The 25,420-nt window shown below is 74.2% G+C and carries 22 protein-coding genes; 12 read left to right on the forward strand and 10 right to left on the reverse strand.

Features of this window, described 5'->3' with window-relative positions:
• Positions 1 to 142: 142 nt before the first annotated feature.
• The 8 genes from ACWGL3_RS08895 to ACWGL3_RS08930 form a co-directional block, all read right to left on the reverse strand.
• Positions 143 to 1,606 carry an alpha/beta fold hydrolase gene (locus ACWGL3_RS08895; RefSeq protein WP_267944672.1) on the reverse strand — a complete coding sequence of 488 codons (1,464 nt, stop codon included), beginning with the start codon at positions 1,604 to 1,606 and terminating at the stop codon, positions 143 to 145.
• Positions 1,607 to 1,796: 190 nt separating this feature from the next.
• On the reverse strand, positions 1,797 to 2,237 hold the full coding sequence (locus ACWGL3_RS08900) for a hypothetical protein (protein WP_267944671.1): 441 nt from the start codon (positions 2,235 to 2,237) through the stop codon (positions 1,797 to 1,799).
• On the reverse strand, positions 2,234 to 2,815 hold the full coding sequence (locus ACWGL3_RS08905) for a hypothetical protein (RefSeq protein ID WP_267944670.1): 582 nt from the start codon (positions 2,813 to 2,815) through the stop codon (positions 2,234 to 2,236). Before ACWGL3_RS08905 ends, ACWGL3_RS08900 begins: the two co-directional genes overlap by 4 nt.
• Positions 2,816 to 2,911: 96 nt before the next feature.
• Positions 2,912 to 3,658, reverse strand: a complete 747-nt coding sequence (locus ACWGL3_RS08910; RefSeq protein ID WP_267944669.1) for an HAD family hydrolase — start codon at positions 3,656 to 3,658, stop codon at positions 2,912 to 2,914.
• A 52-nt stretch (positions 3,659 to 3,710) separates the two neighbouring features.
• Entirely contained in the window at positions 3,711 to 5,045 is a 1,335-nt protein-coding gene (locus tag ACWGL3_RS08915; protein WP_267944668.1) for an aminotransferase family protein, read from the reverse strand.
• Positions 5,032 to 5,802, reverse strand: a complete 771-nt coding sequence (locus tag ACWGL3_RS08920) for a class I SAM-dependent DNA methyltransferase (RefSeq protein ID WP_267944667.1) — start codon at positions 5,800 to 5,802, stop codon at positions 5,032 to 5,034. Before ACWGL3_RS08920 ends, ACWGL3_RS08915 begins: the two co-directional genes overlap by 14 nt.
• Before the next feature lie 163 nt (positions 5,803 to 5,965).
• Positions 5,966 to 6,328, reverse strand: a complete 363-nt coding sequence (locus ACWGL3_RS08925) for a VOC family protein (RefSeq protein ID WP_267944666.1) — start codon at positions 6,326 to 6,328, stop codon at positions 5,966 to 5,968.
• A 116-nt stretch (positions 6,329 to 6,444) separates the two neighbouring features.
• Positions 6,445 to 7,782, reverse strand: coding sequence for a flavin monoamine oxidase family protein (locus tag ACWGL3_RS08930; RefSeq protein WP_276567166.1), 1,338 nt, complete (start codon positions 7,780 to 7,782; stop codon positions 6,445 to 6,447).
• Positions 7,783 to 7,979: 197 nt separating this feature from the next.
• On the opposite strand from ACWGL3_RS08930, the gene ACWGL3_RS08935 reads away from it, so the two are divergent.
• From ACWGL3_RS08935 to ACWGL3_RS08990, 12 genes are all read left to right on the forward strand, one after another.
• Entirely contained in the window at positions 7,980 to 8,906 is a 927-nt protein-coding gene (locus tag ACWGL3_RS08935) for a DUF1702 family protein (protein ID WP_267944665.1), read from the forward strand.
• Positions 8,896 to 10,830 (forward strand): FG-GAP repeat domain-containing protein, encoded by a 1,935-nt coding sequence (locus ACWGL3_RS08940; RefSeq protein ID WP_452461112.1) that lies wholly within the window; start codon positions 8,896 to 8,898, stop codon positions 10,828 to 10,830. Before ACWGL3_RS08935 ends, ACWGL3_RS08940 begins: the two co-directional genes overlap by 11 nt.
• Positions 10,827 to 11,753 carry an enediyne biosynthesis protein UnbU gene (locus tag ACWGL3_RS08945; protein WP_267944663.1) on the forward strand — a complete coding sequence of 309 codons (927 nt, stop codon included), beginning with the start codon at positions 10,827 to 10,829 and terminating at the stop codon, positions 11,751 to 11,753. The genes ACWGL3_RS08940 and ACWGL3_RS08945 overlap by 4 nt, the downstream gene beginning before the upstream one ends.
• The gene (locus ACWGL3_RS08950; protein ID WP_452461113.1) at positions 11,750 to 17,473 is read left to right on the forward strand and encodes an SDR family NAD(P)-dependent oxidoreductase; all 5,724 of its coding nucleotides are present in this window, start codon (positions 11,750 to 11,752) and stop codon (positions 17,471 to 17,473) included. Before ACWGL3_RS08945 ends, ACWGL3_RS08950 begins: the two co-directional genes overlap by 4 nt.
• Positions 17,466 to 17,915, forward strand: coding sequence for an acyl-CoA thioesterase (locus ACWGL3_RS08955; RefSeq protein ID WP_267944661.1), 450 nt, complete (start codon positions 17,466 to 17,468; stop codon positions 17,913 to 17,915). The genes ACWGL3_RS08950 and ACWGL3_RS08955 overlap by 8 nt, the downstream gene beginning before the upstream one ends.
• Positions 17,916 to 17,961: 46 nt before the next feature.
• Entirely contained in the window at positions 17,962 to 18,624 is a 663-nt protein-coding gene (locus ACWGL3_RS08960) for a hypothetical protein (protein ID WP_267944660.1), read from the forward strand.
• Between the two features lie 221 nt (positions 18,625 to 18,845).
• On the forward strand, positions 18,846 to 20,030 hold the full coding sequence (locus tag ACWGL3_RS08965; RefSeq protein WP_452461114.1) for a glycosyltransferase: 1,185 nt from the start codon (positions 18,846 to 18,848) through the stop codon (positions 20,028 to 20,030).
• Complete coding sequence (locus ACWGL3_RS08970; protein ID WP_267944658.1) at positions 20,027 to 20,932, forward strand: carbohydrate kinase family protein; 906 nt, start codon at positions 20,027 to 20,029, stop codon at positions 20,930 to 20,932. The genes ACWGL3_RS08965 and ACWGL3_RS08970 overlap by 4 nt, the downstream gene beginning before the upstream one ends.
• Positions 20,925 to 21,494, forward strand: coding sequence for a helix-turn-helix transcriptional regulator (locus tag ACWGL3_RS08975; protein WP_330161958.1), 570 nt, complete (start codon positions 20,925 to 20,927; stop codon positions 21,492 to 21,494). The genes ACWGL3_RS08970 and ACWGL3_RS08975 overlap by 8 nt, the downstream gene beginning before the upstream one ends.
• The gene (locus ACWGL3_RS08980) at positions 21,481 to 21,969 is read left to right on the forward strand and encodes an adenylyltransferase/cytidyltransferase family protein (RefSeq protein WP_267944656.1); all 489 of its coding nucleotides are present in this window, start codon (positions 21,481 to 21,483) and stop codon (positions 21,967 to 21,969) included. The genes ACWGL3_RS08975 and ACWGL3_RS08980 overlap by 14 nt, the downstream gene beginning before the upstream one ends.
• Positions 21,962 to 22,957 (forward strand): NAD-dependent epimerase/dehydratase family protein, encoded by a 996-nt coding sequence (locus ACWGL3_RS08985; RefSeq protein WP_330161957.1) that lies wholly within the window; start codon positions 21,962 to 21,964, stop codon positions 22,955 to 22,957. The genes ACWGL3_RS08980 and ACWGL3_RS08985 overlap by 8 nt, the downstream gene beginning before the upstream one ends.
• Positions 22,954 to 23,583, forward strand: coding sequence for an SAM-dependent methyltransferase (locus tag ACWGL3_RS08990; RefSeq protein WP_267944654.1), 630 nt, complete (start codon positions 22,954 to 22,956; stop codon positions 23,581 to 23,583). The genes ACWGL3_RS08985 and ACWGL3_RS08990 overlap by 4 nt, the downstream gene beginning before the upstream one ends.
• Here ACWGL3_RS08990 and ACWGL3_RS08995 read toward each other — a convergent pair.
• Positions 23,525 to 24,148, reverse strand: coding sequence for a response regulator transcription factor (locus ACWGL3_RS08995; protein WP_267944653.1), 624 nt, complete (start codon positions 24,146 to 24,148; stop codon positions 23,525 to 23,527). The two genes, ACWGL3_RS08990 and ACWGL3_RS08995, sit on opposite strands and share 59 nt — an antisense overlap.
• Positions 24,149 to 24,414: 266 nt before the next feature.
• Positions 24,415 to 25,011: a DUF3224 domain-containing protein gene (locus ACWGL3_RS09000; protein ID WP_267944652.1), complete on the reverse strand. Its 597-nt coding sequence runs from the start codon at positions 25,009 to 25,011 to the stop codon at positions 24,415 to 24,417.
• Positions 25,012 to 25,420 lie beyond the last annotated feature (409 nt).

Below are 25,420 nucleotides of genomic sequence, written 5' to 3' on the forward strand. Positions count from 1 at the left end.
AGGACACGCCCCGTGCGAAGAACCCGTGCGGGCGGCCGGGGCACGGTGGGCTACCGAGGAGTGCTTCCGGACCGCGCACGGTGGGGTCCTCAGGGCGCCGGTCCGGGCCCACGGCGGCGCACCGCCGTGGGCGGACACGGACTCAGTCCCAGGGGGTCGGCGCGGGCGGTCCCGGACACGTCTGCGTGGTGGCCTGCCCGGTGGTGAAGAAGTCGACGGCCGCCGCGGCGCAGTCCAGGTCGGAGAGGGTTCCGTGCCCGTCGTCCTCCACACTCATGACCTCTCCGCCGACGGCCCGCCCCATGTCCAGGGCCCAGACGTGCGGGGTGACCATCTCGTCGACGTGGCCCACCAGCTGCAGGGGGCTGTCCCCGCGGCGCAGATCCGGTTTCACACCCTCCTCGGGCCACCCGACACAGGAGTGCTCGTAGAAGCCCAGGGTGCCCATGACGGGGTACCGCTCGGCCCGTTCCAACCGGTTCTGCCACACCTGGTCGAAGTCACGCGGGCTGTCGGAGTCGTTGCACAGCAGCGACACCTGCGCGAAGGCGTCGAAACCGCTGGGTTCGGCGTCCCAACCGGCGCCGGGGACGGGCCCGTTGCGAACCCCCCACTCGGGCACGCCTCCGTCGAGGAGCGTGGTGAGGGAGCGGGCGTTGGCGGGCCATTCACGTTCGGGGGTGGCCAGCAGGGCGGTCACGGTGCCGCCGTCGGCGACCGTCCCGTCGGGGCCGGTGCGGGGCTCTTCGGTCAGTTCTTCCCGTAGTCCGTACACCTCGTCCCGGATGCGGTCGGCCTCCGTGCCGAGGCCGTAGTGGCCGTCGTGCTCGGCCACCCAGTCGGTGAAGCGGTGGAACGCGGCCTGGGCCGCCATGGCCTGCCCCTCGTCCAACACGGTGACACTGGCCTCGGGCGACATCACCGAGTCCAGGAGCATGGCCTCGACCCGGTCGTCGTACATCGACCTGTAGGCGGCGCCGAGCAGGGTTCCCCAGGACACCCCGTAGTAACCGATCGTCTCCGCTCCCAGTGCCTCACGGATCAGATCCATGTCCCGGGCCACGTTCTCCGCGGTCAGCGAGGCCACCAGCTCGGGGTCGTGGGCATGACATTCGCGGTTGATCCGGCTCTGCTCCTCGGCGACGCGCCGTGCACTCTCCTCGTCACTCAGGCCGGGGTCGGGGTCGGCTCCCCCCATATCGCACTCCACGGCGTTGCTGTAGCCCACGCCGCGCGGATCGAAGCCCACGAGGTCGTGGCCCAGCGCCAGGTCCGCGGCCTCGCTGTCGAGGATGTGCCCGGGCATGGTCACGCCCTGATGCCCCGGGCCGCCGGGGTTGAACAGGATGGGATAGGCGTTCTCCCCGGTGGCGGGCACACGGGTCACCGCTATGTCGATCGTGCGCCCGTCGGGATCCCCGTGGTCCAGGGGCACCGGAACGGTGGCGCACAGGGTGCGGTCGTCGCTCTCGTCCCACCCCCGGGCGACCTCGGAGCACAGCCGCCACTCCGGTTCCGGGCCGGGGGCGGCCGAGGCGGGGGCGGCCGAGGCGGTGAGCAACAGTCCGGAGGCTGCGGCCAGCGCGGCGCTTCGGGCAAGGGGCACGGGTGTTCTCCACTCACATGGCTCTGTACGGGGCCCGCCGTCCGCGGTCGAACGGCGGGAGTCCTCCGCAGGCTAATGTCGGCCGCTCCGTGCGCGCCTCCCCCCGCCGGAGGAGCCGACGGGCCTTCGAACCGACTTTCGTCGGGGGCGCCCCGGTCGGACACGCGCCGCCCGGCCGCCCGGGCCCCGGTCAGGCCGGTCTCCCGCGCCGCGGCCACCACGGCCGCGACGCCCACACGCCCAGGGCGGCTCCGGCCAGGATCATCCCCGCCGTGAACAGCCACTCGCGCGACCCCTCGGGTCCGTACACGCGTGTGGCCGAGCCGACGTCGAAGGAGGGGGTGGCGGCGCCGGCGACACAGGAGGCCCGGTCGGCGCCGTGCAGGTAGACGTCCTCGCGCGCCGCCCCGCCGTCGCCGGGCAGGTGTGTGCCGTAGCAGGTGCAGGACTCGTGGCCGAGGTGGCTCACGCACTCCACCCGGGACGCGGTGAACGTGCCCGGCTCGCCGTCTGCCGAGGCAGCCCGCGCGACCCGCTCCACGCTGGTGGCCCCCAGCCAGACCAGGAGCACCGCGAGGAGGAGGACCACCACATCGAAGGGGCCCGGCCCCCTCCCGACCCGCCGCGTCACCGGACCGGGTCCCCCTCCCGCGCCGCGGCGCAGCCGCACGACATCGCCGCCGCCTCGTCCGGGCGCGGATGCGTGTGCAGGTACATCGCCACGACCATCGGCGCGAACACCAGGGCGTTGTACAGCAGGTGGAGCTCCACCCGGGGCACCACGAACTGGATGAGGCTCATCGGCGCGGCCCCTCCGCCCAGGTGCGACCCCGACAGGGCCTGGAGCAGCAGGAGCAGGTGTTCCAGGTGGTGCCACACCTGGATCCAGAGGGAGGCGAGCCACCAGGAGCGGGAGCGCCCGGAGAACCCCGGCAGGAGCAGGAACAGCCCGACCAGCATGATCAGGGCGTAGCCGTAGTGCATCCACTCGGAGGTGACCAGCCACGGAAAGGGGATGCCCAGCACGCCCCGCGCCTCCGGCACGGGCCAGTCCAGGACGTAGATCTGCGCGGCCTGGACCAGGTGTTCGGCCCAGTGGGCGACCACGACCGCCATGAACACCCACAGTGCCGTCCTGTGGCGGTCGCTGTTCACGGTGGCCAGCAGGCCGCCGCGGTGGCGCGTGGTCGGGTCCGGTCGGGCTGCCATGGGGACTCCTCGGGTGTGTGGTCGGACGGGGTGCGGGGCGGTCGCGGACGGTACGCCCGCGGGGCCGGGGGCGGGGTGCACCGCCCCCGGCGGGTGTCAGGCTCCCGGGGCCTCCGGCGGGGCGGTTCCCCGCGGGACCCGGTCGCGAGCGAAGGACAGCACGGCCGCGGTGAACGCGCGGGTGTCGCACAGGTCGGCCAGGACGGCGTCCGCCCCCGCGCGGGCCAGGGCGCCGGCGTCGGCCCGGCCGGTCGCCACGCCGAGCACGCGCGCGTGGCCGGCCGCCGCCACCGCGGCGTCGGCCGGGGAGTCCCCGACCAGGAGGGTCTCCCCGGCAGGGAACTCCCGCCCGGCGCGGAGCCCGGCCGCGTGCCGCGCCCGGAGGACCACCCCGGCCTTGGTCGCGGCGGTGTCGCCGTAGCCTCCGCACCCCCACTCCACGTGCCGGTCGAGGCCGAAGGCTGCCAGTTTGGCGCGGGCGACGGAGCGCAGGTTGCCGGTGGCGACCCCGACCCGGACCCCGGGCAGGGCCGCCGCCGCGGCCATGGCCTCCCGGGCCCCGGGCAGGACGCGCCCCTGGGCGCGAAGGCCCCCGGGGTCGCCCGCCACCAGGTCCCCGAACAGCTCCAGCGCGCGCCCGACCAGGGGGCCTCCGGGGTCGGCCCCGTTGAGCCGCAGGGTCTCGGCCATCGTGTGCGGTTCGGTTCTGCCCGCTCCCGACGGCGGCAGGACGGGGTCGGCCGTCCCCAGCAGCCGGGTCGCGACGGCCAGGTACGCGCGCCGGTCGAACCGGGTGGTCGTGACGAGCGTGTGGTCGATGTCCCAGAGGAGGAGCAGAGGCAAGGAAGGACCTCCAGTCGTCGTGCGGGCCGGTTCCCGGCCGGCGGGCGCCGCCTCAGACGAAGCCCTTCGTCTCGTCGGCGGGCGCCCACCCCGAGGCGAGGGCCTCCAGGGCCCCGTCGAACGCCGCGAGCAGTTCGTCGACGTCGCCGTCCCCGAAGACCAGCGGGGGGATGACCATGAGGGCCGGGACGGCGTTGAGCACCGACACCAGCACGCCCCGCTCCTCCAGCGCCAGGCGCGCCTTGTTGACGAACCACGGGTCCTGGGCCGCGGCGCCGGCGAACTCCACCACGTACATCAGCCCGGTGCCCCGGACGGCGGACACCGCCGGGCGGCGGCGTGCCAGGTCCAGCAGTCCGGTGCGGAGCCGGTCGCCCTGGGCGGCCACGTTCGCGAACACCTTGCCGTCCTCCAGCGCCCGCAGGACGGCCAGGGCCGCGCTCAGCGCGACGGGGTGCCCGTCGTGGGTGGAGCCCGTGGCGAAGAACCTCTCCACCGGGGCGGCGAGCAGGGCGCGGTGGACCCGCTCCCCCAGGCAGACGGCGGAGAGCCCGGCGTATCCGCTGGTGAGGCCCTTGCCGAGGAGGAGGATGTCCGGGTCCAGACCCAGTTGGGCGCTGCGGGTGTAGTCGCCGGTCCGCCCCATGCCGGTGGTCACCTCGTCGACCACCAGGTGGATCCCGTGGGCGCGGCAGAAGGCCGACAGCTCCGCGGCCTGGCCGCGGGTCAGGACGTGGCCCCCCTCGCCGATGACGGGTTCCACGATGATCGCGCTCACGCGGTCGGGGCCGTGGTCCTCCAGGAGCTCCAGCGCGCGCGCCATGTCCGCCGGCGCGGCGTCCTCGCCGTGGGGCGCCCGCGTGTGGATGACGTCGGGGAGCAGGGGGCCGGCGTGGTGGTGGAGGTAGGACAGCCCGGTGACGGCGCTGGCGCCCGGTCCGAAGCCGTGGAAGCCCCCCCACAGGCCCACCACCGCCGTGCGGTGCGGCTCGCCCTCCAGCAGGCGCAGGTGGCGGGAGAGCAGGACCGCGGTCTCCACGGCCTGGGCGCCGTTGCTCTGGAAGCGGACGTGGTCGATTCCCTCCGGAAGGACCCGGACGAGGGCCTCGGCGCACTCCACGGCGATCTGCGCCGGGCGGCCGTATCCCCACATGTTGCCGTAGGGGAGGCGGCCGACCTGTTCGCGCACGGCCTCGACCAGGCCGGGGTGCCCGTAGCCGAGGGTCACGTTCCAGAACCCGGACCTGGCGTCGAGGTACCAGCGGCCCGCGGCGTCGCGCACCCGTACCCCGTCGCCCTCCACGATCATCTCGTCGGGCTCCAGGTAGGACAGGAACGCCTCCATGGAGGTGCTGTTCCACAGCGGGAACGCGTCAGGGGAGGTCAACGTGGTCCTCGATTCGCTCGTAGACGGACACGTTGTGCACGCTCTGGGAGGTGAAGGCCGCGCCGTCCCAGCCGCTCCACCGGTGGCGCAGGCGCAGGCCGGCGATCTGTGCCATGAGGTCGAGCTCGGCCGGCCAGGCGTAGCGGACCGGGACCGGGAGCAGGCGCACGCTCCCGTTCTCGAAGGAGATCTGCTGCATGAACATGCGCTGCCCGGCGCGGTCGTGCTCCACGACCCACAGGCCGACCCGCTCGGCGCCGACGTGTTCGACGAACACGCCCTGCTGCTCGTCCTCGTCCATCCGGGGGACGCGGGCAGGCACCTCCACCACGAAGACGCCGCCCGGGCGCAGGTGGCGCGCGACGTTGGTGAAGCAGCGCACCTGCTCGGCCTGGGACTCCAGGAGGAACAGGGTGTTGTCGACGCACGTCACCAGGGAGAACTCGCCGTCCACGGGGACGTCGGCCAGGTCGCCCTCGACGACGGCGACCCGCTCGGCGCCCGGCTTGCCGGCCAGGCGGTCGATCATCTCCCGCGAGGACTCCACCCCCGTGACCGCCAGCCCCGACGCCGCGAGGGGCACCGCCACCCGGCCCGTTCCGACGCCCAGTTCGAGGACGGGGCCGCCGTCGGCGAGTTTGCTCAGGGCGGACAGGCAGTCGGAGTCGCTTTCCTCGCCATACCAGGTGTCGAATACGTCGGCTATTCCATCGCCGTAATCGGCCTTTTCGTTCCGGCCGGTCCGCTTATCGCTCATACCGTGACACTAGGGTGGCGGGACGCCCTCCTCCATAGGGAATAGGTACCACAACCGCCCCGTATCCGGGACCGGCCCCGGAGTCCTCCGCGACCGGTCCCCGAACGCCGACGGGGGCGGTCCGGGCTCGGACCGCCCCCGCCGGGGACCTGTGACCGCCGGGTCAGCCCAGCATCTGCACCAGGCTCAGGCGGTGGTCCTCGGGGCTCTTGAAGTCGAACCAGGCCAGGGCGTCCGGGATCTCCTGGCGCTCGCCGCACTCGACGTTCACCGAGGCCAGGCGCTTCTTCTCGGCGTCCAGGTCCTCGACCCCGAACAGGACCTTGGCCCCGGCCGCCTCGGCCTCCTCGTCGCCCGTGGTCAGGAGCAGGCTCACGCCCTCGCGCAGGTCGAACTCCACGTCGGTGGGGGAGGGCTCCCCGGAGGGGCCGTGGCCCAGCACCTTCGTGTACCACGCGGTCGCCGCCTCCAGGTCCTTGACCGGGAGGTTGATGATGACGAGGGTCGGGCTGAATTCTTCGCTCATGTTCTCCTCTTTCCCTGTTTCTCCCGTGCGCGCGGCATCGGGGCCGAACGCCGGGCCGGCACCGGCCAGACATTATCCAATCCGGCCCTGGAAAGTCCATTCGGCACTTCTGGTACCTAGGTGGTACCCATGATCTCTTGTGCCGCGCGGACTCCGCTTGATATTGCTCCGTTCATGCCGCTGTCGTGTGGACTGGTATGCTCTCCGGCGAAATGGCAGTCGCCTTCCGGAAGTGCTTCGATACCGGCCAGGGAGGCGAACTGGCCCGGTCGGTAGAACGCGTACGAACCGAGCGACCACGGATGCGCCGACCAGTCCCAGGTAACGGCGCGTCCGGTCCATGACGAGGCCACGCCCGGAACCAGCGAATCGAACTCGGCCAGGAACCGGTCCGCGATCGCCGCGGGGTCGGCGGCGGGGACCCGCCCGGTGCGCAGGTTGACCAGCACGGCCGGCCCCCCGTCCCCCGGAAGGCCCAGGGTCTCGTCCCAGCACGACTGGAAGCCGCCGTCGGAGACGGCCGCCCCGTTGCAGCCGACCGAGGTCCACGGCCTCCCCGTGAACTCCAGGTGCGTGCGCACCGCCGAGCCCATCCCCAGCTCCCGGACGGCGCGCATGCGGTCCGGTCCGAACTCCGCCCCGGACAGGTCCACGCGCGCCGCGAGGACGGAGAAGGGGACGGTCAGGACGGTGCGGTCCGGCCGGGCCTCGAAGACCCCCCCGTCCCGGTCCAGGACCAGGACGGTGCGGCCGGCCCCGTCCCTGCGCAGGGCGACCAGTTCGTGGCCGAGCCTGACCCGGCCGGGCAGCCGGTCCGCGAGCAGCTCGGCCACGCGCCCGGTCCCGCCCCGCACGGCGTACCGGGCGTCGGCCGGACCGAAGAGCCCGAACTCGCCGGGAGGGTTGGCGCCGAGCAGGGTGACCAGGTGGAGCGCGCTCAGCTCGGCGGCGTCGGCCCCCAGCTCCCAGGCGTAGGCGGTCCCGAGGAGGCGGGCCAGGCGGGTGCCGGGGACCGTGCGTCCGAGGTAGTCCTCGACGGACATGGCGTCCAGTTCCAGGGCGCGGGGGGTCATGCGGCCGCGGCCCGGCGCGGGGCCCGCCGCCTGCCGGTCGGCGCGCACGACCGGGTCCAGCTCGCGGTACTCCGCGTCGGCCTCCTCCAACGGGTAGGGCGCCCCGCCGATCCACAGCAGGGGCCCGGCCCCCGCGTCCCCCGAGGCGTGCAGGTCGACCGTGTCCAGGCCGAGGCGGTCCAGGAGCCGCAGCAGCCGGGTGTCCCCCGAGTCGATCAGCTGGGCGCCGCGCTCGACGGTGCGGCCCCCGAAGGCGTCGACCGTCCAGCAGCGGCCGCCGACCCGGTCGGAGGCCTCGTACACCGTCACCTCGTGCCCGGCCCGTGTCAGCTCGTCGGCGCAGGCGAGCCCCGCCAGCCCCGCTCCCACAATGGCGATCATCCGTTTTTTATAGCTGTTCTTCGGTATGCGTTGTGCGACCAGATTTTGCGGACGGTACCTTTCTGGTACCGGTTGTATTCGATTCGGTACCTCCTTCCTATTGGGACGAATTGCGAAGGACCGTAGATTCGTCGGGTGCGATACAACCAGGGGCGGTGGTCATGTACCTAGGCCGGGCGAGAACGAACTTCCGATCCGTGTTGCAATTCCCCCTCGAGGAGACGACATTCGCCTCCCGCGGGTTCGACCGGGGGGAGGCGGGGACGGTGGCCCGCCTGGAGGCCGCCGGCGCGGCGTTCCACCGGGGCTACGGCACGGCGCTCGACGACCCTGCCCGGGCCCCGGAGACCTTCCCCGAGCAGCACGGCCCCGACGCGGGCTTCGTCTACGAGGGGGCGGCCATGGCCCTGTGCCTGACCGACGCGCTCAGCCTCCCGCGCCGCACCGACTTCTCCCGCATGCTCCACGGGCGCGCCCGCCGCAGCCCCTACACGGCGCACGTCGGCGCGGGCTGGGCCCTGGCCCGCCTGCCGCGCGTGCTCTGGAGGCCGGTCCTGCGCCAGCTCGACCCCCTCCTGGGCTGGCTCGCCTGGGACGGATACGGCTTCCACCAGGTGTTCTTCGGCGGCGCCGACCGGCGGCTGAGCGCGCCGCTGCCCGGATACGTCCGCCACGCCACCGCGCAGGGGGCGGGCCGCGCCCTGTGGTTCGCGCGCTGCGCCGAACCGGAGCGGATCGCCCGCTCCGTCGGCCGGGCCCCACACGGGTTCCACGGCGACCTGTGGAGCGGTGTCGCCCTGGCGGCCGCCTTCACCGGGGCCGCACCGGACCGGGCCCGCCGGCTCCTCGACGCAGCCGGGGTCCACGCACCCGCCCTGGCCCAGGGAGCCGCGTTCGCGGCCAAGGCCCTGGTGACCCTCGGACCGGTCGCGCCGGACTCCGAGTCGGCGGTGCGGACCCTGGCGGGCCTCGGCTCCCGGGACGCGGCGGAGGTGACCGACGAGGAACGGGCCGCACTCCCGCCGTGGGGCCGTGACGCGCCCCGGACCGGGACGCCCGCCTACGCGGTGTGGCGGTCGCGGGTGGCCGCCCGGCTGACGGAGGGGGTCCCCAGTGCCCTCTGAGCGGACACGGTCCCCCCGCCGGCCCCTGCGCGCACACGCGGCCAAGGGCGTCGCCCTGCTCCTGGTCGCCGCCGCCTTCCTCGTCGCACGGGTGCCCGAACCCGGCGCGGACGAGGTGGACGCCCTGGCCTCCGCCTTCTCCTTCACCCCCCTGGAACTCGAACCGCCCCCCGGGCTCCCCATGAGGGAGGACCGCGACCTGCACCCCGACTACGAGGGCATCCAGGCGTGGATGTCCAGCGTGGGCGCGGGCGTGGCCGTCACCGACCTGGACGGCGACGGGCTCATGAACGACCTGTGCTACGTGGACCCCCGCGTGGACCGGGCCTTGGTCGCCCCCGCCCCCACCGGCCCCTCCCGCTACGCACCCTTCGCCCTCGACACGGGCGACCTGCCCTACGACGACACCATGGCCCCGATGGGCTGCCAGCCCGTCGACGCCGACGCCGACGGCCGCATGGACCTGCTCGTCTACTACTGGGGCCGCAGCCCCTCGCTGCACATGGCGGGCGGGGACGCCCCCTCCGCGGACGCCTACGAGGCCGTCGAACTCCTGGACGGCGGCTACGAGACCTGGCACTCCAACGCGGCCCTCACCGCCGACGTGGACGGCGACGGCACGCTCGACCTCGTCATCGGCAACTACTTCCCCGACGACGCGGCGGTCCTGGACACCTCCGGCGGGGGGCGGCCCACCATGCAGCACTCCATGTCCCGGGCCGCCAACGCGGGGGAGAACCGCCTGCTGCTCGGCTCCACCGACCCCGACGGCCCCCTCTTCACCGAAGCCGGCGGTGTCCTGGAGGGCAGGGCGTCCACGGGCTGGACCCTCGCCCTGGGCGCGGCCGACCTCGACGGGGACATGCTCCCCGAGCTGTACGTCTCCAACGACTTCGGCCCCGACGTCCTGCTGCGCAACGACTCCGTGCCGGGCGACCCCTCGTTCACGGCGCTCGGAGGGACCTGGACGCCGACCACCGCCGGTTCCAAGGTCCTGGGGGAGGACTCCTTCAAGGGCATGGGCATCGACTTCGGCGACCTCGACGGCGACGGGCGCCTCGACATGGCCGTCAGCAACATCACCGAGGAGTTCGCCCTCTTCGAGAGCAACTTCATCTGGATGAACACCGACGACGACGGCCTGATCGCCGAGGGCAGGGCGCCCTTCCGCGACCGCAGCGAGCAGCTCGGCCTCGCCCGCTCCGGATGGGGGTGGGACATCCGCTTCACCGACCTCGACAACGACGGCCACAAGGAGGTCGTCCAGGCGACCGGCTTCGTCGCCGGGGAGGTCAACCGGTGGCCGGAGATCCAGGAGGTCGCCCTCGTCAACGACGAACTCCTCGCCGACCCCCGGGTCTGGCCCGACCTCGGCCCCGAGACCGACCTGTCCGGCGACGGGGGCCTGAGCTTCTTCGCCCGGGAAGGGGGGCAGGGCCGCTTCGCCGAGATCGGCGACCACGTGGGCGTCGGCCGGAGCACGGTCAGCCGCGGCGTGGCCATGGCCGACACCGACGGCGACGGACTCCTGGACATCGCGGTCGCCAACCAGTGGGACACCTCGGTGCTCTACCGCAACGACTCGCCCGACCCCGGCGCCTCCGTCTCGCTCAACCTCGTGCGGCCCGCCGAGCACGGCACCACGCCCGCCGTCGGCACCGCCGTCCGCGTGACCGCGCCCGACGGAAGGGTCCACGTCGCCCAGGTCGACGGCGGCAACGGGCACTCCGGCAAGCACGCGCCCGAACTCGTCATCGGCCTCGGCGAAGCCGCGGACGAGGACCCCGTCCCGGTCGAACTGACCTGGCGCGACGACCGGGGGCGCGTCCACACGGCCGAGGTCGTCCTGACCCCCGGCCGCCACACCGTCGTCCTGACCGACGGCGCCGAGATCTCCGAGACCGGCAGCGGGAGCGGATCATGACCGAACTCCGAGTACGAGCGACCGACCGCGAGGACGGCGGCCCCGCCCCCTCGCCGCCGCCCGCACGCGACGTGCGCCTCACCGCCCTGCGCCGCTTCGCCGTCGCCATCACGGTCCTCAACATCCTCGGCTACGCCTACCTGGGCTTCGAGCCGATGGTCGCCGTCCCCCTCGCGGCCCTGGCCACCGCCTACACGATGGAACTGGGACTGGAGTACCTGGACGCGCGGCTCAACGGCCGCCGCCCCAAGTTCCTCGGGGGCGCGCGGACCCTCGTCGACTTCCTGCTGCCCGCCCACATCACCGCCCTCGCCGTCGGGATGCTCCTCTACTCGGGGGAGCGGGTGTGGCCGGTCGTCTTCGGCGTCGTCGTCGCCCTGGCCTCCAAGACCGTGCTCAGGGTCGACACGGGCAAGGGAGTCCGGCACTTCCTCAACCCCTCCAACTTCGGCATCGCCGCGACCCTGGTCACCTTCACCTGGGTCGGCATCGCCCCGCCGTACCACTTCACGGAGAACGTGTCCGGGGCCTGGGACTGGATCCTGCCGGCCCTCATCCTCACCACCGGCAGCCTGCTCAACTTCAAACTCACCAAGCGCGGATGGCTGGTCGTGGCGTGGCTGGGCGGCTTCGCCCTCCAGGGCATCGTGCGGGCCGTGTTCCTGGACGCCTCCCTCGCCGCCGTCCTGGGACCCGTCACCGGACTGGCCTTCGTGCTCTTCACCTTCTACATGGTCACCGACCCCGCCACCACGCCCTCCAGCCCCAGGAACCAGGTGTTCTTCGGGCTCTCGGTCGCGGGGCTCTACGGGGCGCTCACCGCGGCACACGTCGTCTTCGGGCTGTTCTTCGCCCTTGTGGCCGTGTGCGCGGTCCGTGGCCTGTACCTGTACGGACTCTCGAAGTGGGGGAAGGACCGATGAACGGCGTCGCGATCGTGGGCATGGCGTGCACCTACGGAGGGGCCTCCACCCCCGCCGAACTGTGGGACAACGCGCTCTCCGGGCGGCGCGCCTTCCGGCGCATCCCGGCCGAGCGGCTGGACCTCGCCGACTACCTCGGGGAGTCGGGGACCGACCCCGACCGGATCTCGGTCACCCACGCCGCCGTCCTGGAGGGCTACGAGTTCGACCGCGCCGCCTTCGGGGTGGCCGGTCCCACCTACCGCGCCACCGACCTCACCCACTGGCTGGCCCTGGACACCGCGTCCCGGGCGCTCTCCGACGCAGGCCTGGACGCGACCGCGGGCGCGGCGGACACGTCGGTCTTCGTGGGCAACACCCTGACCGGCGAGTTCACCCGGTCGCACGTGCTCCGGACCCGCTGGCCCTACGTCCGCCGCGTGGTCGCCGGCCTGCTGGCCGAGCGCGGGGAGACCGACCCCTGCCTCCTGGACGACCTGCGCGACCGCTTCCTGGAACCCTTCCCCGAGCCGGACGGCGACACGCTCGCCGGCAGCCTGTCCAACACCATCGCGGGGCGCATCTGCTCGCACTTCGGCTTCGGCGGCGGCGGGTACACCGTGGACGGGGCCTGCGCCTCCTCCCTCCTGGCGGTCATCCACGGGTGCCGGGAGATCACCGAGGGCCGAGCCCGTACCGTCGTCGCCGGCGGGGTGGACCTGAGCATCGACCCCTTCGAGCTCGTGGGCTTCTCCCGGGCGGGCGCCCTGGCCCGCGACCGCATGCGCGTCTTCGACCGCGGCTCCTCGGGGTTCCTGCCGGGCGAGGGCTGCGGCATGGTGGTCCTGACCCGGCTGGAGGACGCCCAGGCCCTGGGGCTGCGCCCCTACGCGGTCCTGCGGGGCTGGGGGGTGTCCTCGGACGGCACCGGCGGCATCACCAGGCCCGAGAGCGAGGGGCAGCGCCTCGCCCTGGACCGCGCCTACCGCGAGGCCGGCTTCCACGCGCGGACCGTGTCCTACTTCGAGGCGCACGGCACCGGCACCGTCATCGGGGACCGGGCCGAGCTGAAGGCCCTCTCGGGCCTGGTCGGGGAACCCGGCGACGGGCCGCTGCCCGCCGTGGGCTCGGTCAAGGCGCTCATCGGCCACACGAAGGCCGCCGCGGGCGCGGCCGGCCTCATCAAGGCCGTCATGGCGGTCCACACCCAGGTCGTCCCGCCCACCGCCGGGTGCGAGGACCCCGTCGAGGAGCTCTCCGGGGACCGCGCCCGCCTGCGCACGGTCCGCGAACCCGAGACCTGGCCGCAGGGCCGGCCCCTGCGGGCCGGGGTCAGCTCCATGGGCTTCGGCGGCATCAACGCCCACGTCGTGGTCGAGGGGCTGGCCGCCCACCGGCGCACCGGCCTGGACGCGCGCACCACCACCCTGGGACGCACCCCCCAGGAGAGCGAGCTCCTCGTGTTCTCCGCGGACTCCGCCGAGGAGCTCCGGGAGAGGATCCAGGACGCCGCCCGCACGGCCGACACGCTGTCCTACGCCCAGTACACCGACCTGGCGGCCGAACTCTCCCGCACCCGCGGCGGCGGAGCGCACCGGGCCGCGGTCACCGCCGCGCCGGACGCCGGGCTCCCCGGCCTCCTGCGGCGGGCCGCGGACGCGGTCGCCGCCGGCCGCCGCACCCTCGGCCCCGACGTCTTCACCGCACCGCCCGGAGGGGACGGGGCGCGGATCGGCCTGCTGATGTCGGGACAGGCGGCCTCGGCCGGCCGCACCGGCGGCGCGCTGGCGCGGCGGCTGCCCGCCGTCGCCGACCTCTACGAGGGGGCGGACCTGCCCGAGGGCGATCCGGCCGCCGACACCTCCGTCGCCCAGCCCCGCATCGTCGCCGCGTCCCTGGCCTCGATCGCGGCGCTGGAGGCCCTGGGCATCCGCGCCGACCTGGCGGTCGGCCACAGCCTGGGCGAACTCACCGCCCTGGCGTGGGCGGGCGCCCTCTCCGAGGCCGACCTGGCGGCCGTCGTGCGCGAACGGGGCCGGGCGATGGCCGCCCTGCCCGGGGACCACGGGGCCATGGCCGCCCTGGCGATGCCCGAGGAACGGGTGCGGCCGCTCCTGCCCGACGGCGTCGGTGTCGCCTGCCTCAACGCCCCCGGGGCCACGGTGGTCTCCGGCGGCACCGCAGCGGTCGACCGGGTGGTCCGCGAACTGGACGGCCTGCGCCTGCCGGTCGCCCACGCCTTCCACTCGCCGCTCGTGGCCGGGGCCGCCGCCGACCTGCGCAAGGCACTGGACGCCGCCGAGGTGACGGCCCCGCGCCGACCCGTCTACTCCACCGTCACCGGGGAACTCCTCGCCCCCGGGTCCGACCTGCGCGAACACCTGGTCCGCCAGACCACCGCCCCCGTCCTCTTCGACCGGGCCATGGAGGCCGCCGCCGGGACCGACCTGTGGATCGAGGCCGGACCCGACACCGTCCTCACCCACCTGGCCCGGGGGAGGGGCGTCCCGGCCTTCGCCGTCGAGGCCGGCTCCGACGGGATCGGCGGGCTGCTGCGCTGCGCCGCCGCGGCCTGGGCCCTGGGACGGGACGTACGCGTCGAGGCACTGTACGAGCACCGCTTCCTGCGCCCGATCGACCCCGGCCGGCCCCAGCGCTTCCTCGCCAACCCCTGCGAACGGGCCGCGCCCGCCGCGGCGCCCGAGCCCGAGCGCCGGCCCGCCCCCGTCCCCGCCCCCGGCGCCACCGCCGAGGAGGCCGCCGGGGCGGCCCCGGCCGACGTCATCCGGGCCGTGGTCGCCGAACGCGCCGAACTCCCCCTCGCCTCGGTCACCGGGGACACCCGGCTGCGCGCCGACCTGCACCTGAACTCCATCACCGTCGCCCAGCTCATCGCCGAGGCGGCCAGGAGGCTCTCGCTGCCCGTCCCCGCGCACCTCACCGAGCACTCCGGGGCCACCATCGCGCAGATCGCCGAACTCCTGGCGGAGGGCCCGGCCACCGGGACGGAAGCCGCGAAGGCCGACACCGTCGCGGGCGTCGCCCCCTGGGTGCGCGTGTTCACCGTCGACCACGTCGAGGTGCGCCCCCTCCGCCCGGGGACCGGGGGACCGCGCACGGCGCCGGCCGACGGCGGGGCGGGGGGCGCCCACGTCGTCGCCCGCGACGACGACGCCCTGGGCGCCGCACTGGCCCTGCGCAACCTGGGGGAGGGCACCCTCGTACTGCGCCCGGCCCGCGACGACGACCCCCTCGCCTGCCTCGACCTGGTCGCCGAGGCGGCCAAGGCCCTCACCGGGGCCCGGCGCCTCCTCGTTGTCCAGGACGACGACGGCCCCGCGCACGCCACGGCTGCGGGGTTCGCCCGCAGCGCCCACCTCGAACTCGGCGTGCCCGCCGCCGTGGTCACCGTTCCCGCGCGGTCCCCGGGGGCCGCCGACCTGGTCGAGGCCGAGGCCGCCTCCCTGGCCGAGCACGGCGGCTACGCCGAGTGCCGCCACCACCCGGACGGGACGCGCACCGAGCCGCGACTGCGCCACCGCCCCCTGTCGGAGCCCCCCGCCGGACACCGCTTCCCCGGCCCCGGCGACGTCCTCCTCGTCACCGGCGGGGGCAAGGGCATCGGAGCCGAGTGCGCGCGCACCCTCGCCGTGCGCACCGGGGCGCGGATCGCCGTCCTGGGGCGCTCCGACCCCGCGGACGACCCCGAACTGGCGCGCAACCTCGCCCGGTTCGAGGAGGACGGCGTGGACCACACCTACCAGCGGGCCGACGTGCGCGACCCCGACTCGGTGAGGCGGGCGGTGCACGCCGCCGTCGACGCGCTCGGCCCGGTCACCGGCGTCCTGCACGGCGCGGGGGCCAACGAGCCCGCGGCCCTGGCCGACCTGGACCCGGGTGCACTCGAACACGCCGTCGCCCCCAAGGTCTCCGGCCTGCTCAACCTCCTCGACGCCCTCGACCCGGGCCCCCTGCGCCTCTTCGTCTCCTTCGGCTCCCTCATCGCCCGCACCGGCCTGCCCGGCGAGGCCCACTACGCCCTGGCCAACGAATGGCTCGGCGCCCTCACCGAGGAGGTCGCCTCCCGCGTGGAGGGCTGCCGCGCCCTCGCTGTGGACTGGTCGGTGTGGTCGGGAGCCGGGATGGGCGAACGCCTGGGGACCCTGGACGCGCTGGCCCGGCGCGGCATCGACCCCATCCCGCTCGACACCGGACTCGACCTGCTCCACCGGCTCATCGCCTCGCCGGACGTCTCGGGCGGCGTCGTCGTGACCGGACGCTACGGCGACGCGCCCACCCTGCGGGCGGAGGAGGCGGAACTGCCCATGCTCCGCTTCCTCGAACGCCCCCGCAGGATCGTCCCGGGGGTCGAGGCCGTCGCCGACACCGTCCTGCGCGCCGACACCGACCCCTACCTGGAACACCACGAGTTCGAGGGGGACAGGCTCCTGCCCGCGGTGCTGGGCATGGAGGCCATGGCGCAGGCGGCCTCCGTCCTGACCGGCACGCGCGAGCACCCCGTCCTGGAGGACCTGAGGCTCACCGCGCCGGTGGTCGTCGGACGGGGGGAGGAGGTCACCCTCCGGGCGGCCGCGCTCGCCCTGCCCGACGGCACCGTCCGCACGGTCCTGCGCAGCTCCGCCACCGGCTTCGCCGTGGACCACTTCACCGCGGTCCTGCCGCCCCCGGGCACGCCGGACACGGGCCGCCGGGTCGTGCTCCCCGTGGTCCCGGACGCCCCGGTGCCGGTCCGTCCCGACGAGCACCTGTACGGGCGCCTCCTCTTCCAGGACGGCCCCCTGCGCCGCGTCGGCGCCTACCGGCGGCTCACCGGCTACGACTGCGTCGCGGACCTGGAGGAGGGCCCCGGCGGCGCCTGGTTCGCCCACCACCTTCCCGGCCGCCTGCTCCTGGGCGACCCGGGGCGCCGCGACGCGGCCCTGCACGCGCTCCAGGCGTGCCTGCCCGGCACCCGCCTGCTCCCGGTGGGCGCCGAGCGCGTCACGATCCTGGACACCGCGTCCGCCCCGGCGCTGCTCCACGCCAGGGAGCGCCACGCGGAGGGCGGCCGGCACGTCTTCGACCTGGAGCTGACCGGTGCCGACGGGGCCGTGCTCGAACGCTGGGAGGGGCTGGCCCTCAACGTCATGGGCCCCGGGCCGCTCCCGGTCGGCGTCGAACTCCTCGGCCCGCACCTGGACCGCCGGGCGGCCGAGGTCACCGGGGTCGCGGGGGTGCGGGTGGCCGTCGAGCGGGGGGACACCCAGGTGCGCAGGCGCGCCCGTGCCGTCCACCGCCTCCTCGGCACCGGCGTCACGGTCCGCGGACGGCCCGACGGCCGCCCCGAGCTGTCCACCGGCGACCAGGTGTCGGTCACCCACTGCGGTGCGGTCACCATGGTCGCCACCGCCCCCGTTCCCGTGGGGGTGGACCTGGTGTGGATGCCCGACACGGTCGAGGCGCGCGTGCGCTGGGACGACGTCCTCGGCCCCGAGGCGCTCGCCCTGCGCGACGCCCTCGCCGACCGCGACCCCGGGCGCGGGCGCGACGAGCACGCGGCCGTGGTCTGGGCCGCTTCGGAGGCCCTGCGCAAGTGCGCCGGCCGCCCCGGCGGCCCCATGACCCTGAGGAGCCTGGACGGGCCGTGGATCCTCCTGGACGGCGGCGGGGTCACCGTCGCCGTCCACCACGACGGCGACGACGTCGCCGCCGTCGCGGTCCGGGGAGGCGACGGTGCCTGAGAGCTTCGAGTACCGGCACGTCGTCACCCTCGACGAGACCAACCAGCTGGGCAACGTGTACTTCGCCCACTTCCTGCGCTGGCAGGGGCACTGCCGGGAGCTCTTCCTGCGCAGGACCGCCCCCGAGGTCGTCTCCTCGCTGGACCACGAGCACGCCCTCGTCACCGTCCGGGCCGAGTGCTCCTACCTGGACGAGCTCTACGCCTTCGACGAGGTCAGCGTGCGGATGCGGGTCGGCGAGGTCGTCCAGAACCGCATGACCCTCTCCTTCGAGTACTGGCGGGCCTCCGGTCGACAGGACCTGGTCGCCCGCGGAGAGCAGCAGCTCGCCTGGTTGAAGAGGTCCGGGGACGGCTTCGAGCCCGTCCCCGTCCCGGAGGTGCTGCTCCGCGCAATCGACGCCTACCTGGCCGAACCGGTCCGGACGGGGTGGCGCGCATGATCCAGACCGGAGTTGATGCTGATTCGTCACCGACGAGGAGCGTGAGATGACCACCACCGACACGTTGAAGGACCGCTTGCGGGCCGCCGATCCGGCGCTCGCGGCCGAACTGCTGCACTCCAAGACCAGCCACCTGGTCGACGTCATGATCCCCCGCCGCGAGCTCAGCGACGGCAGCCTGGGGTTCAAGGCGAGGGTCCGGACCACCATCACCCTCAAGTTCGGGGGGGACGCCTCCGCGGACACCCCAGAGGAGGTCATCACCCTGGTGGCCGAGGAGTCCGAGATCAGGCTGCACGACCCCGTGCTGACCCTGGACGGCGCCCTGCGGCTGGACCTGGAGACCATCACCTACGACGCCGTCGGCACCAGCGAGGTGCTGTGGCCGGGCGAGCGCGTCCGGCTGCGCGTGGGCCGCGGGCTCGACCCGATGATGCGCCCCACCTTCGGGCGCCTGGAGATCGACCCCCTGGTCAACTTCGGCACCGACCCGGTGCGCAGCGTCCAGGAGGTGTACGTCGAGGCGGACACCCCCCTGGGCACCCTGCACAACCGCCTGCCGGCTGTCATGCACTGCGACCTGACCTCCATCCCGCCGATCGGCCAGCCCTACGTCCAGCAGGGCCAGGTCGCGCTGTACGACGCCGACGGACAGGTCGTCTGCATGAAGACCACGACCGAGAGCGAGCTCACCGCACTGGTGGACTAGGGCCCTTCCCCTGAACCGGCCCCGGCCCCGCCCGGCGGCCCGCACCGGGCGACCGCCCGGACGCGCGGACGCCGCCGGGCGGGCGTCCGGCCCGCCGGGCCGGGCCCTTCCCACACCGGACCCGTCCCCGACCGCGGGGAGGGCCCGGCACACCGGTCCCTGTACCGGGGCCGGGGGTCCCCCACAGGACCCCCGGCCCGTCGTCCCCACGGAGAGGCGCCATGCGGATCCTGTTCACCACCCTGCCGGTCGAGACCCACCTGCGACCGCTCGTCGCGGTCGCGGAGACCGCCCTGGCCCGGGGGCACGACGTGGCCGTCTGCGCCCCCGAGTCCTTCCGGGACGAGGTCGACCACTACGGCCTGCCCTTCCTCCCCGCCGGGAAGGACTGGATCACCGGCATGCTCGCCCCCCTCTTCGACTCCGAACGCATCCCCCCGGAACAGGTCGACGCCCTGATGCGCCGGCTCGTCTCCGAGGGGCTGCCCGGCGACGGCGCCCTCGCCACGGCCCGCGACGTGCTCGGCCACATCCGCGAGGGCGGCGCCGACGCGGTGGTGCGCGAGGCCTACGACATGGGCGGCTACCTCGCGGCCGAGGCCGCCGGGATCGCCCACGCCTCCGTCGGCGTGGTCGGCCGGGTCACCGAGTTCCTGGCCCCTGACCTCCTCGCACAGCCCCTGGACGAGCACCGCGCGCAGCTCGGACTGCCGCCCGACCCCCGGGCGGAGCGCCTCTACGCCCACCTGCACGCCCACCTCATGCCGCCCGGCTACGACCCGGCCGAGACGGCCATCCCCACGCTGCGCTGCTACCGGCACCGCACGGTGGACCGCCCCGGCGACCGGCTGCCGCCCCTGCTCGGCGGGCTCGACCACTCCCTCCCGCTGGTCTACGCCAGCCTCGGCACCGTGGCGCCCCTGTTCAGAGCCGCGGACACACGGCTGCGGTCCATCGTCGACGGACTCGGCGAGGTCGCCTGCGAGGCCGTCGTCGCCGTCGGCCGCGGCCGGGCGCAGGATCTCGCCCGCTCGGCCCCGCCCAACGTCCGCGTCGTGGACTTCGTCGCCCAGCCCCTCCTCCTGGACACGGCCGACCTGCTGGTCACCCACGCCGGATTCACCAGCGTCAGGGAGGCGCTGCGCGCGGGCCTGCCCATGGTCGCGATCCCCTGGATCGCCGAGAACCACCTGGTCGCCACCAGGTGCGAGGAGCTCGGGCTGGCCCGGCGCCTGGACTGGGAGCACCTCGACGCCGGGCGAGTGGCGGACGCCTGCCGCGAGGTGCTGGGCGACCCCTCCTTCCGGGCGCGGGCCAGGGGGGTGCAGCGCGACATGCTCGCCCTGCCCTCCCTGGACACGCTCGTCACCGACATCGAGGAACTGGCCGCCGGGGCGGCGCGGTGACCGCCTTCCACGTCGTCGGCGGGACCTACACCGACGACGTCTACTGGGTCGGCTCCGAACTCGACTTCGACGTCAGCCTCACCGCCTCCGGCCACGAGCGCACCCCCGGCGGCCCGGGGGCCTGCCTCGCCCTCGCGCTGCGCCGCCTCGGCGCCGACGTGGAGCTCACCACCGCCCTCGGGGACCAGGAGGACAGCACCCGGGCGCTGTCGCTGCTGGAGTCGGAGGGCGTCCGCGTCGGCCCTCTCCGGGGCACCGGACCGCTGGACCACACGGTCACCCTGGTCACGCCTAGCCTGGAGTCCGTCACCGTCACCCGCAGGGAGCAGCCTCCCCTGGAAGCGGTGCACGACCCGGCCGCCGCACCGCGGCCGGACACCGTCCTCGTCGTCTGCTCACCGAGCCGGCTCTCCACCCTCGCCGCCCGGGCACGCGGGCGCCGCCTCGTGCTCGTCCCCCACCTCACCCAGTGCCGCGAACTCGCGGCCATGCCCTCCGGCCGGCGCGCCGACCTCCTCGGGGCGGTCGACCTCCTGGTCGCCAACCGGCGCGAGTTCGACCTTCTCGCACCGCTGCCCGAGATCTCCCTCGTCGGCGCCGTCGCGGTCACCAGCGGTGCGGGCGGGAGCGTCCTGCGCACCGGGGACCGGCGCCTGCGACAGCCCGCCCTGTCCCGCGGCGGGACGCCCCGCAACCCCAACGGCGCGGGGGAGGCGTTCACCGCCGCGCTGCTCGTGGCCAGGGCCTCCGGCGCCGACTGGGAACCCTCGCTCAGGGCCGCGGCGATCCACGCCGGACGCCACGTCTGCCGCCGGGCCTCGCTCTCCTTCCCCCGCAGCAGCCCCCGTGAACTGGTCGCGTCCGGACTGACCCCCACAGAGACGGAGCCCGCGTATGGTTGACCGCCCCCACGTACTGGTCGTGGACGAGTTCCTCGCCAGAGGACTCAGCCTGGCCGAGGAGCTCTCCCGGGCCGGGCTCGACAGCTCGGCGGCTGCCGACCCCCCGCAGAGCTGCGACGGCGTCGACGTCGTCCTGGTCGAGGCAGCCCACCCCCGCCGCGTCGAGGTCATCCGCCGGTTCGCGGGCGGGGACGGCCCCGCCGCCCTGGTGATCGGCTCCGGCGTCTGCCATGAGGCCGTCCTGCACTGCCTGGAAGCGGGCGCGGTCGGCTTCGTGTCGGCGCAGGAGAGCACCGAGAGCCTGGTCGGCGCCCTGCGCGACGTCGTGCGCAGGGGAGCCCTGGGAGGCAGGCGCCTCACACGGCGCCAGACCCAGGTGCTGGCCCTCGTCGCGGTCGGCCTCCCCAACAGGGAGATCGCCACCCGGCTGGGGATACGCCACCACACCGTCAAGAACCACGTGCAGAGCATCCTGGGCAAGCTCGGCGTCGGCAGCCGCACAGCCGCCGTGGTGGCCCTGACCGGGGGCGGACGGGGGAGCGTGGGCCATGGGCACGCCTAGACCGGACAAGGCCGAGGACCTCGACGGCCTGCGGCGGCTGGGGGAGCGGGCGCGCTCCTCCGGACTGCGCACCGCCCTGTGCCACGGCTGCTTCGACCTGCTCCACGTCGGCCACGTCCACCACTTCCACGAGGCCGCGGCCCTGGCCGACCTGCTGGTCGTCAGCGTCAGCGCAGACGCCGCGTGCGTGAAGGGACCGGGGCGCCCCCTGTACGGTGTCGCCGACCGGACCGGCCTGATCGCGGCGCTGGAGGCCGTCGACCACGTCCACGCCGCCGAGGACAGCAGCCCGATGCGCGTCATCGAGGCACTGCGCCCCGACGTGTACGTCAAGGGACCGGACTACGCGCGCAACCCCTGTGTGCGCCTGCGAGCCGAATCGGCACTGGTCGAACGGCTGGGGGGCCGCACGGTCTTCACCGACGAGGCCGTCACCGCGTCCTCGACCGCACTCCTGAGGAGGCTCCATGCCTAGCGCCCCGCACCCGGTCGCCGGACGGCGCGTGCTGGTCACGGGCGGCGCCGGATTCATCGGCAGCCACGTCGTGCGACGCCTGGCGGAGGCGGGCGCGGAGGTGACGGTGCTCGACTCCCTGGACGCCTACGCCTTCGACCAGGCGGAGAGGTTCGGCGTCGGCGCGCTGGCGAAGGTCGTCAGGGGGGACGTCACCGACGCCGCGACCACGGGACCGCTGGTCGCGCGCAGCGACGCGGTGGTCCACGCCGCGGCCCTGGCCGACGTCGCCGCGTGCACGGCGGAGCCCGACCGCGACTTCGCCAGCATGAGGGCCACCCAGGTGGTCCTGGAGGCGGCCCGGCGGCACGGCACGGGGCGTGTCGTCCTGACCTCCTCCGCCCAGGTGTACGGCGACGTCCCGGCGCGGGGCGACCGGTTCCACGAGGACGACCCCCTGGGGGAGCCCGGCATGCTCTACGCCAACTCCAAGAGCTGGTCGGAGCGCCAGGCGCGGCTCTACGGGACCCGGTTCGGGGTGCCGGTCACCGTCCTGCGCTACTTCAGCGTCTACGGGCCGCACCAGGTGCCCAAGGCGGGCAGCCACAGCTGGTGCGCGGCGATCTTCTGCGTGCGGGCGCTGCGCGGTCTGCCCCTGGTGGTCCACGGGGACGGCGCGCAGGTGCGCGACATGGTCTCGGTGACCGACGTGGCCGCCGCGACGGCGGAGGCGGTGACCGCGCCCCGAGCGGCCGGGCGCACCGTCAACGTCGGAACCGGGCGGGCCACCCCGATCGCGGAGCTCGCCCGGACCGTGGCGGACCTGGTGCCGGGGGTCCGGGTGACCCGCGGCCCCCGCCCGGCCGGGGACCCGGACGGCGGAGCGGCCGACACCGCCCGCCTGCGCGACCTCCTGGGGTTCGAGGCGCGCACGACGCTGGCCGACGGCCTGCGGCACTACCTCGACTGGACACGGGCCAACCCGGACCTGTTCGGGGAGCGCCCGTGAGCGGGGCCGGCCCCCGGCCGCGCCGGCACGGCGACGACGCGGCCCCGCACGAGCACTCGATCCCCCCGTCCTACTTCGACGGCCGCTACACCGAGTCCCCCGACCCGTGGAACCTGTCGGTGCGCTGGTACGAGCGCAGGAAGTACGACCTGACCCTCGCCAGCCTGCCCCGGAGGCGCTACGCCTCCGGATACGAGCCCGCCTGCTCGATCGGGGTGCTGACACGGGGGCTGGCCGGACGCTGCGACCGTCTGCTGGCCGTGGACAGCGCGCCCGCGGCGGTCGAGGCCGCCACGGCCGCGCTGGCCGACTCCCCGCACGTGAGCGTGCGCCGGTCGGTGCTCCCCCGGGACCTGCCCGACGCCTCCTTCGACCTCGTGGTCCTCTCCGAGTTCCTGTACTACTTCACCCCCGACGACCTCGAGCTCCTCGCGAAGGGCCTCCGGGACCGCCTGCGGCCCGGCGGCCACGTCGTCTGCGTGCACCGGCGGAGCACGGCGCCGGGGCAGGGGTGGGACGGCTACAACGCGCACCGGGCGGTGGAGGGGCGCATGGGGCTGGACACGGTCATGAGCCTCGACGACCCAGGTTTCGAGATCGTCGTCCTTGAGCGTCGGAAGGGGTGACCGCCGACCAGCCGACGAGCTCGTGGGCCCGCGCGGCGGCCTCGCCCCGCCGCTTCGCCCCGAGCTTGCGCAGGATGTTGTGCACGTGGTTCTTGACGGTGCGCAGTTCGATGAAGAGCTCGCGTGAGATCTGCTGGTTCGACGCCCCCAGGGAGATCAGGGACAGGACCTCCTGCTCCCTCCGGGTCAGGTGGACGGCGGGTTTCTGCTCCGGCGCCTGGGAGGCCATGAGGCCGATGTGCCGCCACAGCTGGAAGGCGATGTCCGGTGAGCAGTGCATCTCCCTGCGGACGGCGGCCCTCGTGCTCCTGACGACGTCGTCGATGTCGCCGCTGAGCGGTACGTAGCCCGCCGCACCGGACTCGGCGAGCCCGATGACCTGTTTCTCGGTCTCCTCGACCCCCAGGGCGATGACGGCCAGGGGGACCTTGGACAGGGAGGAGATCACCTGCTCGACGTTGGGGGCGCTCGCGTTGATCAGGGCGGCGTCGTATCTGAGCGCCTCCGCATGCGTGTGGTCATTGATTTCTCTTAATGAGCACAACGTGACTTCGTTGATGTCCACATGTCCCCGAAGACGTCGGGCTAGGGGCTCCGCGTAGAGTCGGGCATTGTCGATCAGTAACAGGTGCATGCGGCGTCTGCTTTCCAACGTGGCGGGTACCAGGCGGTGACCGTATCCTCGAACCGGAGTGGGTAACAGAGTAGGAAGTCCGGCATTCACTTGTCCATTGACAGTTTTCGTGTCCGTGTAAAGGCGCTGTCGGCCGGAAGAAGGCGCGACCCCCGACCAAAAGAGCTCGGCCGGGGGTCAAGGGGCAGGTCAGGGGGTTATGGCAGGGTGTAGGTCAAGGTCACGTGGGCTTCCGGGGTGCCGTCGGTGAGGATCTGCCCGCAGCCGCTGAGTCCTGCCAGGTCGCCGCTCGCGGACCCGTCCACGACGCACCACTCGGCGCTGATGGCGCCCCCCGCGTCGGCGGTGCCCCACGCGTCCATCGCGAAGGTGCCCTCGACGCCGTTCAGGGAGCCGACGAACCTCCCCGCGCCCTCGCTGGTCGCGCCGCCGGAGGCGTCCACGAGGTCCAGATAGACGTGGTACCCCTTGCCGTCGAGGTCGCCGACGAAGTCGGTCTGGAAGACGGTGTTGAGGATCTGGGTCCCGCTGGGGTCGCCGGGGGGCCCGATCTCCTCGACGGTCTGGTCGAGGAGGTGGACGACGGCGGTGGCGGTGCGCTCCTGGGAGGGGCTGGAGCTGGGTTCGGGGGTGGGGCCGGTGCTGGGCTGGGCACTCGGGTCCGGGGTCGCGCCGGGGCCGGGGCCCTGCGTCGGGGAGGCGGTGCCGCCGTCGGGCGGGGGCGGGCCGTCTCCCGGGTCGGCCCACACGGGTGAGCAGGCCGACAGGAGCGTCGCCGCGGCTCCGGCGGCCAACAGGGGGGTTGCTCTCGCGAAATCTCTGCCGCAGATTCTCATGCCTACTCCTCTGCACCGGGGGTGGATCGTCATTCACCCTGGAAATGAACATAGGGAACATTTCGGACGGTCGCATGAGTCGTTGGATACGGCGGGGGCCTAGATCTCGGTTCCTCACCTTCTGTTTCCGATCCATTACTTTAAATAGTGGCCGCCTTTTTTCTCCGGTGCTTTTCCTTGGAAATCCCCCGGGAAGGGAGAGGGAATCCCCTGTGGGGAGGGAATGGAATTACGGTTCGCGGTCCCCCGGTTGCGGAGGAAGCGTTTTCCGGAGCCCGGAGCCCGGAGCCCGGAGCCCGGAGCCCGGAGCCCGGAGCCCGGTGCGGGGGCGGGGGCGGCGGTCCTGTGGCGGCGCACGGGCCCCGGC

The sequence above is a fragment of the Nocardiopsis sp. NPDC055824 genome (assembly GCF_053616335.1).